15 protein-coding genes and 1 pseudogene are annotated in these 15,693 nt (G+C 55.5%); 10 read left to right on the forward strand and 6 right to left on the reverse strand.

From position 1 onward, the window contains the following. Window positions 1-60 precede the first annotated feature (60 nt). The 4 genes and pseudogenes from ACWNZ1_RS07530 to ACWNZ1_RS07545 form a co-directional block, all read right to left on the reverse strand. Window positions 61-915 (reverse strand): methyl-accepting chemotaxis protein, encoded by an 855-nt coding sequence (locus ACWNZ1_RS07530; protein WP_394351186.1) that lies wholly within the window; start codon window positions 913-915, stop codon window positions 61-63. A 9-nt stretch (window positions 916-924) separates the two neighbouring features. After that, window positions 925-2,046, reverse strand: a pseudogene (locus ACWNZ1_RS07535) (HAMP domain-containing protein); the annotation flags it as partial. A 139-nt stretch (window positions 2,047-2,185) separates the two neighbouring features. Continuing rightward, window positions 2,186-3,421 (reverse strand): NAD(P)/FAD-dependent oxidoreductase, encoded by a 1,236-nt coding sequence (locus tag ACWNZ1_RS07540; RefSeq protein ID WP_258632710.1) that lies wholly within the window; start codon window positions 3,419-3,421, stop codon window positions 2,186-2,188. Window positions 3,422-3,433: 12 nt separating this feature from the next. Next, window positions 3,434-3,781, reverse strand: coding sequence for a RidA family protein (locus tag ACWNZ1_RS07545; RefSeq protein ID WP_025214425.1), 348 nt, complete (start codon window positions 3,779-3,781; stop codon window positions 3,434-3,436). A 458-nt stretch (window positions 3,782-4,239) separates the two neighbouring features. On the opposite strand from ACWNZ1_RS07545, the gene ACWNZ1_RS07550 reads away from it, so the two are divergent. The 10 genes from ACWNZ1_RS07550 (at window position 4,240) to ACWNZ1_RS07595 (ending at window position 14,127) form a co-directional block, all read left to right on the forward strand. Beyond that, entirely contained in the window at window positions 4,240-4,446 is a 207-nt protein-coding gene (locus tag ACWNZ1_RS07550) for a hypothetical protein (RefSeq protein ID WP_095962583.1), read from the forward strand. After that, window positions 4,443-5,579 carry an aminotransferase class I/II-fold pyridoxal phosphate-dependent enzyme gene (locus tag ACWNZ1_RS07555; protein WP_456027538.1) on the forward strand — a complete coding sequence of 379 codons (1,137 nt, stop codon included), beginning with the start codon at window positions 4,443-4,445 and terminating at the stop codon, window positions 5,577-5,579. The genes ACWNZ1_RS07550 and ACWNZ1_RS07555 overlap by 4 nt, the downstream gene beginning before the upstream one ends. After that, a complete protein-coding gene (gene hutC, locus ACWNZ1_RS07560; RefSeq protein WP_039011359.1) occupies window positions 5,579-6,316 on the forward strand; it encodes a histidine utilization repressor in 738 nt (245 codons plus the stop codon). The genes ACWNZ1_RS07555 and hutC overlap by 1 nt, the downstream gene beginning before the upstream one ends. Before the next feature lie 368 nt (window positions 6,317-6,684). After that, window positions 6,685-7,467 carry a transporter substrate-binding domain-containing protein gene (locus tag ACWNZ1_RS07565; RefSeq protein ID WP_039011357.1) on the forward strand — a complete coding sequence of 261 codons (783 nt, stop codon included), beginning with the start codon at window positions 6,685-6,687 and terminating at the stop codon, window positions 7,465-7,467. 55 nt (window positions 7,468-7,522) lie between these two features. Then, on the forward strand, window positions 7,523-8,242 hold the full coding sequence (locus tag ACWNZ1_RS07570) for an ABC transporter permease (RefSeq protein ID WP_025214430.1): 720 nt from the start codon (window positions 7,523-7,525) through the stop codon (window positions 8,240-8,242). After that, window positions 8,239-8,949 (forward strand): ABC transporter permease, encoded by a 711-nt coding sequence (locus ACWNZ1_RS07575; protein ID WP_030141828.1) that lies wholly within the window; start codon window positions 8,239-8,241, stop codon window positions 8,947-8,949. The genes ACWNZ1_RS07570 and ACWNZ1_RS07575 overlap by 4 nt, the downstream gene beginning before the upstream one ends. Before the next feature lie 16 nt (window positions 8,950-8,965). Continuing rightward, window positions 8,966-9,730: an ABC transporter ATP-binding protein gene (locus tag ACWNZ1_RS07580; RefSeq protein ID WP_288916346.1), complete on the forward strand. Its 765-nt coding sequence runs from the start codon at window positions 8,966-8,968 to the stop codon at window positions 9,728-9,730. A gap of 370 nt (window positions 9,731-10,100) precedes the next feature. Next, complete coding sequence (hutU, locus tag ACWNZ1_RS07585; RefSeq protein ID WP_456027539.1) at window positions 10,101-11,792, forward strand: urocanate hydratase; 1,692 nt, start codon at window positions 10,101-10,103, stop codon at window positions 11,790-11,792. Next, the gene (gene hutH / locus ACWNZ1_RS07590; protein WP_041024387.1) at window positions 11,789-13,321 is read left to right on the forward strand and encodes a histidine ammonia-lyase; all 1,533 of its coding nucleotides are present in this window, start codon (window positions 11,789-11,791) and stop codon (window positions 13,319-13,321) included. The genes hutU and hutH overlap by 4 nt, the downstream gene beginning before the upstream one ends. 473 nt (window positions 13,322-13,794) lie before the next feature. Then, the gene (locus ACWNZ1_RS07595; RefSeq protein WP_039011348.1) at window positions 13,795-14,127 is read left to right on the forward strand and encodes a carboxymuconolactone decarboxylase family protein; all 333 of its coding nucleotides are present in this window, start codon (window positions 13,795-13,797) and stop codon (window positions 14,125-14,127) included. A 370-nt stretch (window positions 14,128-14,497) separates the two neighbouring features. Here ACWNZ1_RS07595 and ACWNZ1_RS07600 read toward each other — a convergent pair whose 3' ends face one another. Beyond that, window positions 14,498-14,827 (reverse strand): thioredoxin family protein, encoded by a 330-nt coding sequence (locus tag ACWNZ1_RS07600; RefSeq protein ID WP_039012784.1) that lies wholly within the window; start codon window positions 14,825-14,827, stop codon window positions 14,498-14,500. Between the two features lie 71 nt (window positions 14,828-14,898). After that, a complete protein-coding gene (locus ACWNZ1_RS07605) occupies window positions 14,899-15,594 on the reverse strand; it encodes a DsbA family oxidoreductase (protein WP_039011346.1) in 696 nt (231 codons plus the stop codon). Window positions 15,595-15,693 lie beyond the last annotated feature (99 nt).

The raw sequence follows: 15,693 nt of genomic DNA on the forward strand, positions 1-15,693 counted from the left end.
GCTCAACGCTCATGGGGCTTACCCTCTAATCGGCAATTGAGCGTCCATTGTTCGTACGGACTAAAACTTGAAGCGCCCGACCAATCCTTGAAGCTGGCCAGAAATGGCCGTCATTCGCCCCGATCCGGCATGGGCTGAATGCGCGAACTCCTCTACCATCTGCGCATCGGCGTGGATCTGTGCGATGTGCCGATTGATCTCCTCCGCCACTTGATGCTGCTCCTCTGCCGCCGTGGCGATCTGGGTGTTCTGGTCGCGAATCGAGTCCACTGAAGCGCGGATCTTGTCGAAGCTGTCGCGGGCCCGCTGGATCCGCTGCACGCTAGCCTGGGACGCTTGCAGGCTGCCTTGCATCTGCTGGGTGACTTCCTGGGTGCGGCGAGCGAGGTTACCCAGTAGGCTGTCTATTTCGCCGGTAGAGTCGGAGGTGCGACGAGCCAAGGCGCGAACTTCATCCGCGACCACTGCAAAGCCACGCCCTTGATCACCCGCACGGGCGGCTTCGATGGCGGCGTTGAGCGCCAGCAAGTTGGTCTGCTCGGCAATCGAGCGAATGGTGTCGAGAATCGCATTGATGTTATTGCTGTCTTGCTCGAGCAGATGCATGGTCTGGGTCGATACCTGCAGCTCCTCACTGAGCTTGAGCACGCTGCCGGTGGCTTCGCTGATTTGCTTCTGGCCATCGTGCACGTCGCGGTAGCCTTCATCAGCACTCGACGCCGCGGCACTGCAGGAACGTGCGACCTCATTGGCAGTGGCGAGCATTTCATTGAAAGCGGTGCTTACCAATTCCACCGCCTCACGTTGGCGGCCGGCAGCCAGGTTCATGTTATTGGCGACTTCGTTGGTGTCAGCGGCAGCGACTTGCAGATCGGACGACGCATTGCCAATACGCTTCACCAACTGAGCGATCATGCTTAGAAACTGATTGAACCAACCGGCCAGGTTGGCAGTTTCGTCCTTGCCCCGTACTTGGAGTTGACGTGTAAGGTCACCTTCACCTTCGGCAATCTCTTGCAACCCATCAGCCACGCCACGAATCGGGCGCACGATCACGCTGGCAAAACCAGCACCAACGATGGCGAACACCACGGCCAATGCAACAGCGATGGCTGCAATCAACCAGGTCAGGCTCATGGCGTCGGCCATCACTTCATCACGCTTGATCAGGCCAATAAAACGCCAACCCAGGCCATCGGAACTCAGGACGTTGACCATGTATGGCACACCATCGATCTCGACTTGAGTCACCCCATCAGCGCTTTTGGCCAATTCGGCATAGCCGGGTCCTAGCTCACCTAACGGCTTGAAATTGTTTTTGGCATTTGCGGGATCGACCAAGACATTGCCATTGGCCTCGACCAACATCAGGTAACCACTCTTGCCCAACTTGATGGCTTTGACCAATTCAGTCAGTTGCTTGAGCGATACGTCCACGCCAACGACGCCCACCGGGGCACCGCTCGCGTCATTGATCGTGCGGACCGTACTGACCAGCACCATGTCATCGGGTGCCCAGTAATACGCGCCCGTCCTTACGGTTGAGCCTCGTGCGGCTTCCATGGCAGCCTTGTACCAAGGTCGCACCCGTGGGTCGTAGCTGGCCATTGTCTGGTCATCGGGCCAACCTGCAAAACCTCCGTCATTGAGTCCAAGGGAAATGGAAGCCGTGGTTGGGTGGGTTTCTGCGAAACTGTCGAATACCACCTGGATCTGTCGATCGACCTTCGTCAGAGGCGTTTTCGGGGCGTCAGCGGCCGTATAGTTCTTCAATCCCTGAACGTTGGCGATCCGAGGGTCTTTGGCAAGGTATTCGACGTTTTGGCGGATGCTGTCGAAAAACTGCCGCATCCCGCGGTCAATCTGCCTGATTTCGCGGCCACTGCTATCCAGGAAACTGGCTTGCGCTGCGCTACGCAAGTTCAGTACGACAACCATTGCGACCAATATGACTGGCGCGCAGGCGATAGCGGCAAACGCCCACGTGAGTTTCTGTTTGATGTTCATGAGTATTCCTGGGCAGGCAGATGGAACGTGGGCGCCCATGGGTAAAAGCGCCCGCGGCGAGTGCTGTAAACGTTGCTCACACGACGTGGAAACGAGACAATTCGGTCGTCATTTTTCTTTCAGATAATGCCTGCCCTCCTCTCAAGAGGAGGGACGAGAAGGCCGACGCATCGTCAATTCAGAAACGCCCAGGAGCGAAGGGTGCCGGCTCGACCACTGGTGTTTCTCCCATCATTAATTCCGCAAGCAGCCGGCCACTGACCGGACCTAGCGTAAAACCTTGATGAGCATGGCCGAAGTTGAACCAGAGCCCCTTATGCGACGGCGCGGCACCAATGACCGGTTTCATATCAACGGTACAAGGTCGCGCACCGCTCCATGGCGTCCGCTCAACCTGAGATCCCAATGCCAAGAGTTGTCGGGCCGCGCTTTCGGCCTTCCCTAGCTGCACTGGGGTCAGAGGCGCATCGAGACGGGCGAATTCGGCCCCCGTAGATAGACGCACACCACGCTTCATCGGCGCCAACATGTAGCCTTGCTCGGTATCAAGCACCGGGCGACTCAAGTTTGCCCCGTCGGCGAAATGGGCGTGATAACCACGCTTGATAAACAACGGGATGCGGTAACCCATGGGCCTCAGCAACTCTTGGGCCCAAGGACCAAGCGCCACGACGACCTGTGATGCTTCGACCGGCCCGGACTCGGTGGAGACTCGCCAGCCAGCTCCCGCTTGGCGCAATGAACGGGCATCGCCGCGTTCAAACTGTCCGCCCTCACGCAAGAAGAGCTCGGCATAGCGTTGCACCAGCTCTCCCGGATCAACACAGGTCCAAGGTTGAAGCCAGTGAATCCCCCCAACTAGAGCTTCACCCAAAGCGGGTTCTGCGAGCCTGAGCCCGGCGCCGTCCAACGCTTGCGACAATACACCGTGCGCACTCACACGCTGGGCGCTCTCCATCGCCTTTTCATATTTTTCCGGGGTTCGAAAAGCTTGAATCCAACCTTTGTGCACGATCAGGTGTTGGGCCTCGCTTTGCTCGATCAACTCGGAGTGCTCGCTGATTGAATGCTCGACCAAGGTCCGAAAGGCGTCCGCAATAGCTCGGTAATGCCTTGGCGCTGAGTTGGCCCAATACCTGGTCAGCGTAGGCATGTACTCCGGCATCGCACGCAGATGATAGTTGACGCCGATATCGCGCTTGGTCACCACTCTCATCAGGCTCGCCAGGTCCCTTGGGAACCCGTACGGTTCAACGGCCTCGCGCTGGATGATCCCGGCATTACCGTATGACGTCTCGCGCCCGGGCGGCCCCTTGTCTACCAAGGTCACCGCACAGCCCCGGCGTTGCAGATGCAGGGCCGTGCTTATACCGACGATGCCGGCGCCCAGTACTACTACTTGTTTGTCGTTCACGCTGCCTCCAACTCAAGCACGCTGCTGCGCGATGACACTGATTTCAACCAACGCATCCACCACGAGGCCGGCACAGACGGTAGCGCGAACAGGCAAATTGGCCGTGAAAAACGAAGCATAAATCCGGTTGAACTCGGCGAAGTTACTCCGCTCGGTCAAGTACACCGTGACGCTCACCACGTCATCCAACGACAGTGACTCAGCTTCCAGTGTTTGAGCAATGCGCATCAAGGTCAGGCGCGTTTGTGCCTCGATACCCTCCGGGAAGCTGCCATCCTCATTGAACGGCAGTTCACCGGATAAAAACACTAGGCCTTGGCTGTGGCGGACTTTTGAAAAGGGCAAATTGCTAACCGTCATGGGGGACTCTCTCTAAGCGGATTATGAAAGCGCCTATAGCAGACGCCACTTTTAGCCATCGACTCGACCGAGCGTGTCACAGCAGATCGGAAATCGATCTACAAGCCTGATCGACGGCTCTGTATATACAGGATTAAGCACTTACCGTGCCTGTTAGACAAGGATCCGTTCAGACCCCTGATCCGAAGTGGATCGAGCACTGCTTCTGTCCAAAATACTGTCCGCAGAAAGCCTTACCATGCGCTTCCTTTCGACTCATCAATGAGACCCCGGAAACACTCCGATGCAACCTTCAGTTACACCTGAACAAATATTCATGTGAGCACCCCCTGGCCTGGAAGGTGTTTACGAGCAGCGATCAACAGAAAAGATAAGGCTTGGCCTGAACATTGCGTTACCTATATATACAGGATCATACAGCAACACTTCCTTGTGGTCCTGCACCTAAGAGGTAATCAATGAAAAAACTGCACCCGATGACTGCCGCGACTACCGAAGGGATGAGCCCCGCAGGCCGGATCGCCGAATTGGCGACACTCTTCCACTACAGCCTCCCGCACGAAATCCGTCAAAGCGCTGAACAGCCGAGCCCGCAGCGTCCCCTGCGGAACCATCCAGATCGCAATACCTTCCAGCAAAATTCCCGAGAGGTTAGCCTTGTATGAACGCCAACGACCTGACCCTGCTTGCTCGCGCTGAAGTACGCGAATTGGCCAGTTACAACGCCGGCCTCGCCTCTGATGCAGTGCGCAAACGCTTCGGTCTGACACGCGTCGCTAAATTGGGCAGCAATGAAAACCCAATGGGCACCGCCCCCGCTGTCAACGCCGCGACCACCCAAGCCTGTCATGAGATTGCGCTGTACCCCGACTCAGGCTGCCAGGCACTACGCTCCGCACTCTCGGAAAAACTTGATGTTCCGGAAGATCGCTTCGTGTTCGGCAACGGTTCTGAGGATTTGCTGAGTGTCATCAGTCGAGTGTTTCTGGACCATGATGATGAAGTGGTTACCGTGGTGCCCTCCTTCGGCTTGCATTTCATTTTTCCAGTGGCAGCCGGCGCTCGGGTAATCGGTGTCCCCATGACCGACCAAGGCACTTTTGACGTGGCGGCGATGATTTCCGCCCTTACACCGCATACCCATGTGCTGATGTTTTCCTGCCCCTCCAATCCGGTTGGCTGCACCTTGAGCGCAATCGAATTGAAGCAATTGCTCGATGCATTACCTCCCAAGTGCTTGCTGGTGTTTGACGAAGCCTATTACGAATACGCCCAATGGGAGCCTGAGTACCCAGACTGCCTCGGCTTGATCCAGGCCAGCGGCAAGCCGTTCATTTTGCTTCGAACCTTCTCCAAGGCCTATTCATTGGCAGGTTTACGCATCGGCTATGGCATTGTCAGCGACCCGCTACTGGCCGATTTAATCAATCGCCTGCGCACCCCCTTCAACGTCAACCGAGTGGCCCAAGCCGCTGCAGTTGCGGCTCTGGCCGATGAGAATCATTTGAATGCCGGCCTCTCCCACGTCGCCAGCGAACGCCGACGACTGGAGATCGCACTGCGAGAGCAAGGCATCACAACCGCCCCCTCCATGGCCAACTTCCTCTTTTTCAGCACCCCTTATCCTGCCGAAATCATCAACCAGGCATTACTGCGCAAAGGGGTCATCATCAAGCCTTGGCGCGAAGCGGGATATACTCAGTACTTGCGGGTATCCATAGGAAGCTGTGAGGATAACGATCTTTTCCTTCATTCCTTGGCAAGAGTCCTTGCCGCACAAGAGACACGGACCGACTGATGATCAAAAATGCACCACAAGCGCTCTACCGACGCGCGAAGGATTTTGTGCTGGACCAACTTCGAGCGGGCGTTTGGAAACCTGGCGACCTGATCTACTCAGAGAACCAGTTGGTGCAAGAGCTGGGCATCTCGCGCATGACCGTCAATCGAGCCCTGCGCGAGCTGACCGAAGAAGGTCTATTGGTGCGGATTTCAGGTGTTGGAACATTCGTAGCCGAAAGCAAGCCGCAATCGAACCTGTTGCGCATCACCAACATCGCTGACGAGATTCTCGCTCGGGGTCATAGTTACGGCTGTCGCGTCCTGCACCTGGGACGCGAATCCGCATCGATGTCAGTCGCTTCCGCCCTGGGCCTACCCACGGGCTCTTCGGTTTTTCATCTGGTTTGTGCGCACAGCGAAGAAGACGTGCCAGTGCAGCTTGAGGATCGTTACGTCAATCCCGAGCTGGTGCCAGAGTTCCTGAAACAAAAATTCGGCGAACACCTGCAACCGGCCAAATACCTTCTGCAAGTGATCAAGCCCGACGAAATGGAACATATCGTAGAGGCCTGCCACCCCAGCGCCGAGGAGAGTAAGCATCTGCAAATTGATGCAACCGAACCTTGCCTGGCCCTCATACGCCGGACTTGGAGCCAAAACAAAATTGTCACCTTTGTGCGGCTCGTCCACCCCTCCTCCCGCTATCGCTTGGGTAGCCGCCTACCCATGAACGCAGCGCACAGAGACGTCTGACTCTTCGACACATCTGCCGTAAAGCTTGACCAGCGCCGCTTCCAAAGGGCGTCGGTCGCTTTCTGATTCATACATCACAATAGACCCAGGCCCTACGCCCGTAGTGACCGGAAAAAACGAAACTGATCACCCCCTCCCCTCAGCGTTTCCAGCCCTTCTTCCACCCATGCACATCCGAGCAGATAAATGGTTGCTTGATTGGCTATGCCTGTATGTACAAGTATGTATTTACGCGGTAAAGTCGATCCGTCACCTCGACACGCTTAAACCAAAAAATGGGCTCTGTGTACCACTCCCATAGCGACACACACGAGCTCCGTACCGCATCCGTGCGCTCAAGCGCTCTTTGGTCCTTAGGAATAAAAACAATGAAAAAATCTATTTTGACCCTCTCTGTACTGGCGTTGTGTGTGGCTGGCAGCTTTGCCTCGGCCAAGGAGTACAAGGAGTTGCGGTTCGGCGTTGACCCCTCTTACGCCCCTTTCGAGTCCAAAGCTGCCGACGGTAGCCTGGTGGGCTTCGATATCGACTTAGGCAATGCGATTTGTGCGGAATTGAAAGTGAAGTGCAAATGGGTCGAGAGTGATTTTGACGGCATGATTCCCGGCCTGAAAGCCAACAAATTCGACGGCGTGATCTCCGCCATGACCGTGACATCCTCGCGAGAAAAAGTCATCGATTTCTCCGATGAACTGTTCTCCGTTCCTACCTCCTTCGTTTTCAAGAAAGGCTCCGGCCTGACCGAAGATATCAGGACGCTCGTCGGCAAGACGGTTGGTTATGAGCAAGGCACCACCGAGGAAGCTTATGCAAAAGCCGTACTGAACAAGGCCGGGGTCAAAACCCAAGCCTATGCCAACCAGGATCAGGTCTATTCGGACTTGGTGACCGGCCGTCTCGATGCCTCGATCCAGAATATGTTGCAAGCCGAAATGGGCTTCTTGAAGTCGCCGCAAGGGGCGAATTTTGAGGTAAGTAAAGCAGTCGAGCATGAACTGTTGCCCGCGAAAACCGCGGTAGGTCTCGCCCAAGGCAACGCCGATCTCAAGGCCCTGATAAACAAAGGCATCAAGGCACTGCATGAGGATGGCAGCTATGTAGCCATCCAGAAAAAACACTTTGGTGATCAGAATATCTACAGCGGTAAATAACACGCTGCGCCCATTTTCGGATGGGCGTTTTTCTTGATTGACGAAGGGCTGTCCAATGCTAGAAAACCTATTGCAGACTCTAGGCTTCAGCCTAAAGGGTTTCGGCCCGCTGTTGCTGCAAGGCTCCTGGATGACTGTCAAATTATCCGCACTGTGCTTGTTGCTGAGCGTGGGCCTGGGATTGATCGGTGCCAGCGCGAAACTCTCGAAGTCAGCCTTGCTACGCATCCCTGCGCAAGCCTACACCACGCTTATCCGCGGCGTGCCCGACCTGGTCTTGATGCTGCTGATCTTTTATAGCCTTCAGACGTGGCTGACGAATCTGACCGATGCCTTTGGCTGGGAATATATCGAAATCAATCCGTTCAGCGCAGGGGTCATCACCCTGGGCTTCATCTACGGTGCGTATTTCACCGAAACCTTCCGCGGAGCGATTCTCGCCGTTCCAAAGGGGCAATTAGAAGCAGCCACGGCCTATGGCCTGACCCGCGCCCAACGATTCCGCCTGGTGCTTTTCCCGCAAATGATGCGCTTTGCATTACCGGGCATTGGCAACAACTGGATGGTGATCCTGAAAGCGACCGCACTGGTCTCGATCATTGGTCTGGCTGACTTGGTCAAGGTTGCCCAGGATGCAGGAAAGAGTTCCTATCAACTGTTCTTCTTCTTGGTCCTTGCAGCGTTGATCTATTTGGTTATCACCACCGCATCAAACTATGTCTTGCGCAGGCTGGAAAGTTTTTACGCCGCAGGAACTCGGGAGGCCGTGCGATGATCGAGCTATTGCAAGAATATTGGAAACCCTTCCTGTACCACGATGGTTATCACATCACGGGCTTGGCGATGACACTATGGCTGCTCAGTGCCTCGCTCTTCTTCGGCTTCTTGATGGCGGTCCCGCTGTCGATTGCCAGGGTATCAAGCAACCTTTTCGTGCGCTGGCCCGTGCAGTTCTATACCTATTTGTTCCGTGGCACGCCTCTGTATATACAGCTACTGATCTGCTACACCGGCATCTACAGCCTCGCTGCGGTGCGCTCCCAACCGCTGCTTGATGCATTCTTTCGCGATGCATTGAACTGCACCATCCTGGCCTTTGCCTTGAACACTTGCGCCTACACCACAGAGATCTTCTCCGGGGCGATTCGCAACATGAATCATGGTGAAGTCGAAGCAGCGAAGGCCTTTGGGCTTCGAGGATGGAAGCTTTACACCTACATCATCATGCCGTCTGCATTGCGCCGCTCACTGCCGAACTACAGCAACGAAGTGATACTGATGCTGCATTCCACCACGGTCGCTTTCACCGCCACGGTACCGGACATCCTCAAGGTTGCCAGAGATGCCAATTCCGCAACATTTCTGACCTTCCAATCGTTCGGCATCGCCGCAGCGATTTACCTCGCTATCACTTTCTCTCTGGTCGGTCTGTTCCGTCTGGCTGAGCGCCGTTGGCTGTCGTTCCTCGGCCCAGCTCATTAATTCAGGGTGCTTGAATATGTACAAACTGACCGTAGAAAACCTGCATAAAAGCTATGGCGACCACGAAGTCCTCAAGGGTGTTTCGCTGAACGCAAAGGCCGGCGACGTCATTAGCCTGATCGGTGCCAGCGGGTCGGGCAAAAGCACCTTTTTGCGCTGTATCAACTTTCTGGAAATCCCTAGCAACGGCGCCATGAGCCTCGACAATCAGCCGATACGCATGATCCATGACCACCACGGCATGCGCGTTGCAAACGCAGACGAACTGCAGCGGCTGCGCACGCGACTGGCGATGGTATTCCAGCATTTCAATCTGTGGAGCCACATGACCGTGCTCGACAACATCACAATGGCCCCTCGCCGAGTGTTGGGGGTCAGGAAGAAGGATGCAGAGGAGCTGGCTCGGCGTTACCTGGACAAGGTTGGTTTACCATCGCGAGTTGCCGATCAATACCCGGCCTTTCTCTCGGGCGGCCAGCAGCAGCGCGTCGCGATAGCCCGGGCGCTGGCCATGGAACCGGAAATCATGCTGTTCGACGAACCGACGTCTGCCCTGGACCCTGAACTAGTAGGAGAAGTGCTGAAGGTCATTCAGGGCCTCGCCGAAGAAGGCCGAACCATGATCATGGTGACGCACGAAATGAGCTTCGCTCGTAAGGTATCGAACCAGGTGTTGTTCTTGCACCAAGGGCTCGTAGAAGAGCAAGGGCCGCCTGAGGAAGTGCTGGGGAACCCCAAGAGCGAGCGTTTGCAGCAATTTCTCAGCGGCAATCTGAAATAACCGAAGTGCCTTAAGCCGGCTGGTCGCTTACCGCGCCTGAAAAATGTTCTCAGGCGCGGTTGAGGCCGAAATGGTTCGCCGTTCTGTTGACTAGAAAAGCCCTGTACGAGAGCAATCCAGCGTCTTTCCTATGGCTCAGCTCATGATCCCTGGCTGAAACTGTCACAGCGCGCCCAGTGCGCAAAGCTTGATGGCAAAACCTGCATCAATGCCATTCGAACGAAAAAACTAATCACGTGAAGATATTCATGCCGACAACATTAGCGGTCAAAAATCTGCTTGATTAAGCTTGTATATACATGATTATATTTACTCGCCCGATGTAGCGAAAACCAACAATAAGCTGCAAGTCATCTCGAGAGGATTACCGGTGAGCAAACCACTCCATTTCCGCAATGTCGAAATCCGCGCCCCTCGCGGTAACACGCTGACCGCCAAGAGCTGGCTGACCGAAGCGCCGCTGCGCATGCTGATGAACAACCTCGACCCGGAAGTGGCCGAGAACCCCAAGGAGTTGGTGGTCTACGGTGGCATCGGCCGCGCGGCGCGCAACTGGGAGTGCTACGACAAGATCGTCGAAAGCCTCACCAACCTGAACGACGACGAAACCCTGCTGGTGCAATCCGGCAAGCCGGTGGGCGTGTTCAAGACCCACAGCAACGCCCCGCGCGTCCTGATCGCCAACTCCAACCTGGTGCCGCACTGGGCCAGTTGGGAACACTTTAACGAACTCGACGCCAAGGGCCTGGCCATGTACGGCCAGATGACCGCCGGCAGCTGGATCTACATCGGCAGCCAGGGGATCGTGCAAGGCACCTATGAAACCTTCGTCGAGGCCGGTCGCCAGCATTACGATTCCAACCTCAAGGGCCGTTGGGTGCTGACCGCCGGCCTGGGCGGCATGGGCGGTGCGCAACCGTTGGCCGCGACGTTGGCCGGTGCATGCTCGCTGAACATCGAGTGCCAGCAGGTGAGCATCGATTTCCGCCTGAAAACCCGCTACGTCGACGAGCAGGCCAAAGACCTCGACGACGCCCTGGCGCGCATCGAGAAATACACCGCCGAAGGCAAGGCGATTTCCATTGCACTGTGTGGGAACGCGGCGGAAATCCTGCCGGAGATGGTCCGTCGTGGTGTGCGTCCGGACATGGTCACCGACCAGACCAGCGCCCACGATCCCCTCAACGGCTACCTGCCGGCCGGCTGGACCTGGGACGAATACCGTGCCCGCGCCAAGACCGAGCCCGCCGCCGTGGTGAAGGCCGCCAAGCAATCGATGGCCGTCCACGTCAAAGCCATGTTGGCCTTCCAGAAAATGGGTGTGCCGACCTTCGACTACGGCAACAACATCCGCCAGATGGCCCAGGAAGAGGGCGTCGAAAATGCCTTCGACTTCCCGGGTTTCGTCCCGGCCTACATCCGTCCGCTGTTCTGCCGTGGCATCGGTCCGTTCCGCTGGGCGGCGCTGTCGGGTGACCCGCAGGACATCTACAAGACCGACACCAAGGTCAAGGAACTGATCCCCGACGACGCCCACCTGCACAACTGGCTGGACATGGCCCGCGAGCGCATCAGTTTCCAGGGCTTGCCGGCACGGATCTGCTGGGTTGGCCTGGGCCAGCGCGCCAAGTTGGGCCTGGCGTTCAACGAGATGGTGCGCAGCGGTGAGCTGTCGGCGCCGATCGTCATCGGCCGTGACCACCTCGACTCCGGTTCCGTGGCCAGCCCGAACCGTGAAACAGAATCCATGCAGGACGGCTCCGACGCCGTTTCCGACTGGCCGCTGCTCAATGCCCTGCTCAACACCGCCAGTGGCGCGACCTGGGTGTCGCTGCACCACGGTGGCGGCGTCGGCATGGGCTTTTCCCAGCACTCGGGCATGGTGATCGTCTGCGACGGTACTGACGAAGCGGCCGAACGGATTGCCCGTGTATTGCACAACGACCCGGCGACCGGCGTGATGCGCCATGCCGATGCCGGTTACCAGATCGCCATTGATTGCGCGAATGAGCAAGGCTTGAACCTGCCAATGATCACTCTTGTTAAAGGAGCCAAAGCATGAAAACACTTAACGTTATCCCAGGCCAATTGAGCCTTGCCCAACTGCGTGCCGTTTACCAGCACCCAGTAAAAATCACCCTCGACCACAGTGCCTCTGCGCAAATTGAAGCCAGTGTCGCTTGCGTGGAGCAGATCCTCGCCGAGAATCGCACCGCCTACGGTATCAATACCGGTTTCGGCCTGCTGGCCTCGACCCGTATCGCCAGTGAAGATCTGGAAAATCTGCAACGTTCGCTAGTACTGTCCCACGCCGCTGGTGTGGGTGAGCCGATCAGCGATGCGCTGGTGCGGTTGATCATGGTGCTCAAGGTCAATAGCCTCAGCCGTGGTTTCTCCGGCATACGCCGCGTGGTGATCGATGCTCTGATAGCATTGATCAACGCCGAGGTGTATCCGCATATTCCGTTAAAAGGTTCGGTCGGCGCATCTGGTGACTTGGCACCTTTGGCGCACATGTCCCTCGTGCTGCTGGGAGAAGGCAAAGCCCGTTATAAGGGCGAATGGCTGGAAGCCACCGAAGCCCTGAAGGTGGCCGGTTTGGCGCCGTTGACGCTGGCTGCCAAAGAGGGCTTGGCGTTGCTCAACGGTACCCAGGTCTCCACTGCTTATGCTCTGCGCGGTTTGTTCGAGGGCGAAGACCTGTTTGCGGGCGCCTTGGCCATTGGTGCTTTGACGGTCGAAGCTGTCTTGGGCTCCCGCTCGCCGTTTGACGCACGCATCCATGCCGCACGCGGCCAGAGGGCTCAGATTGATACTGCTACTGCCTATCGCGACCTGCTGGGCCAAAGCAGTGAGGTCGCCGATTCGCACAAGGACTGCGGCAAGGTCCAAGACCCCTACTCTCTACGCTGCCAACCTCAAGTCATGGGCGCATGCCTGACCCAGCTCCGTCAGGCCGCGGAAGTATTAGTCGTCGAAGCCAATGCCGTATCCGATAACCCGCTGGTGTTTGCCGTTGAAGGTGACGTGATCTCTGGCGGCAACTTCCATGCCGAGCCAGTGGCCATGGCCGCAGACAATATGGCATTGGCCATTGCTGAAATCGGCTCCCTGAGCGAGCGCCGCATTTCGTTGATGATGGATAAACACATGTCACAACTGCCGCCGTTCTTGGTAGCCAATGGCGGCGTGAACTCGGGTTTCATGATTTCTCAAGTAACAGCAGCAGCGCTGGCCAGTGAAAACAAGGCGCTGGCTCACCCCCATTCCGTAGACAGCCTGCCCACGTCCGCGAACCAGGAAGATCACGTATCGATGGCACCTGCGGCTGGCAAGCGATTGTGGGAAATGGCTGAAAACACCCGTGGAATCCTGGCTGTGGAGTGGCTAGCGGCCTGTCAGGGCCTGGACTTGCGTGACGGCTTGAAGACGTCGCCCAAGCTGGAACTGGCCCGGAACAGTCTGCGAAGCAAAGTGGCCTATTACGAGAAGGATCGCTTCTTCGCGCCGGATATCAATGCGGCCAGTGAGTTATTGGCTTCCGGCTGCCTGAACGACTTGGTATTGAATAAGTTGTTGCCCAGCATCTGATAGATGATATCCACCATGAACACGTGAGTTATTCTGGCTGATATCCCGTATACGTTAAATGTCCAGGCAGTTTTTTGCTCCACAGCTATGACGATAGATTCTCGTTTTGGCTGTGGAGCTTTTTATTGCTTCCCAGTAATAGCCTTATGTAAGTGCGCGGGAAAATTAGCTTGACAACAGCATTACATCCCTAAGGCTCCTTATGCGCTCAAAATTCTGATACCAGCAGCATTCCCTGATCACGCGAACTCCGCTCAAGTATCTCCTGATTCTGAGCCGGGAGAGCTCATCACTACAAGTAAGGCATTAACGCCAATGCCCTCTCACCACACCAGCTCACCCCTTCTACGTCGACCGCACGATCAAGCCATTTGTAGGATACACTTGCATACCTACCAACTGGATGGTATGTTTCGATCAGTTTCACACCTCCCCTACACCTACAGGGCACCGCGCCCAAAGTGGAATATCCCATGCAAGATTGGAAGCAAACTCGAAAAGACGTCAGCGCCCGCCTAGTGCAACTGAATGGCCTATCCCCAGAGACCATGAAAGGTATGGCTTCTTTAGGGAGCGCCGGCGAAAGAACAAACCACCTCGACGCTAAGACTCGTGAACTGATCTCACTCGCAGTTGCCGTCACCACCCGTTGCGACGGCTGCATCGCTTTCCACGCAGCTGAGGCCAAAAAGCTCGGCGTAACGACTGAAGAGGTCTCAGAAGCTTTGGGCGTTGCGATTAATATGAACGCTGGCGCTGCATTGGTTTACAGCACTCACGTTTTGGATGCATTCGATAAATCTTGATACCCAGCAGTGCGGAAGGATCAATAATAGTAGAGGCTTAGCTACCCCCGTCGCCAATTAAATCTGAGAAGTCGCTAAAGCCCTATAAGCTGTTCTGCATGCCATTAGCCAACCACGTCGTTGTGCTGATGGCCTGCCGATGAAATCAAAGTCTTTACATTATCCGAACTTCGTTATCGCTGATACTCCGGCTGAAGCGTAACTGTGTTCAAGCAAAGGCTACGCTGGGCTAAACATGGCCTGGCCGGTCGTAAAGCGGAGCTTAGCTTGCCTATACGCCAGTCGGACACTTAGCCCAGCAACATCCTGACGCGCTTCCTACACTCATTCGGACAGTCAATTTGAGAGCGCATTGCATTTTTAGACCGACCTACAGAACATCCTTTAAGTCAGCTAAGATTGCTTTCTTCAACGCGGCAGCCGATCGAGAGCCGGCCAAAACCAAACGTAATCGCCCTTCGTGGAAAATCGCCAAGGATGGAACCGACCGGATACCATACATCTGGGAGATCGTGGGCGAAACAGCCACATCAATCTTCCCGAATGCGGCGCACGACTGCAGCTTTTCTGCCAGTTCATTAAAAACCGGCTTCATTTCTTGACAGGGCTTGCACCAGGACGCCGAAAACAGCACAGCGCAGCTACCTTTTGCAACGAATCGGGCGAACTCTCCGGCTTTCACGTCTACAATACGGCTCATCTGCACTTCACCCACAACATCATTCCAAATCCAGGAATTGCGGCACCAACAGTGCCGAAGCATCTCTGGTACTAATTACATCCATCAAGCCCGCAAACTTGACTGCTGGACGACTCATGTCCGTCATTTGGTTCGAAATACATTTGATTGAGTGCTTGGGAAAATATCTCTTGAGGCTGAGCCCCCGAAATAGAAAATGAACTATTGAAAACAAAAAACGGGACGCCCGAGTGAAATTGGCCCATAGCACGCTCGTCTTCCTGCATCCGGTGAAACAATTCATTAGATGACCACGCGAGTCGAATCGACTCATCAGAAACACCTACAGATTTTGCAATCGATTCTAAACTACCTCGGTCAAATAGTGACTTACCCTGGGTAGTACTTTGCTCATAGAGCGCCTCCATCAAGTGCGTCTTCAATACTTCATCGTCAATCGCTTTGACGAGGACATGCGCATCCGCGGTGTCACCAAACATCATGGTTTCGAAACGGTAATCAAGCCCTGAAGATTGGCCATATTGCATTACCGTACTCATCATATTCAAAGCAGCGATTGAACTACCTAATTTGACTTTAAGGGCTCTCACCATAGGCTCAGCAGCATGGTTAGGGGCAAGACGATACGCTCTCACGTTTACCTGAACATCGTCTTTGTACGGAAAGTCCTCAAGCGCATTCTCAAAACGACGCTTGGCGACCCAACACCAAGGACAGACGAAATCAGACCAAACATCTACTACAAACTTTTTCGAAATAGTGCTCATACACCCCTCTATATTGAAATAAATAAAAACGCTGCTACCCCATTGAGCAAAGTTAAAAACCGTTTAACAGCAAAAAGCAACGCGCTCAATTACAATAGC

The organism is Pseudomonas sp. CFBP 5748 (assembly GCF_053850495.1).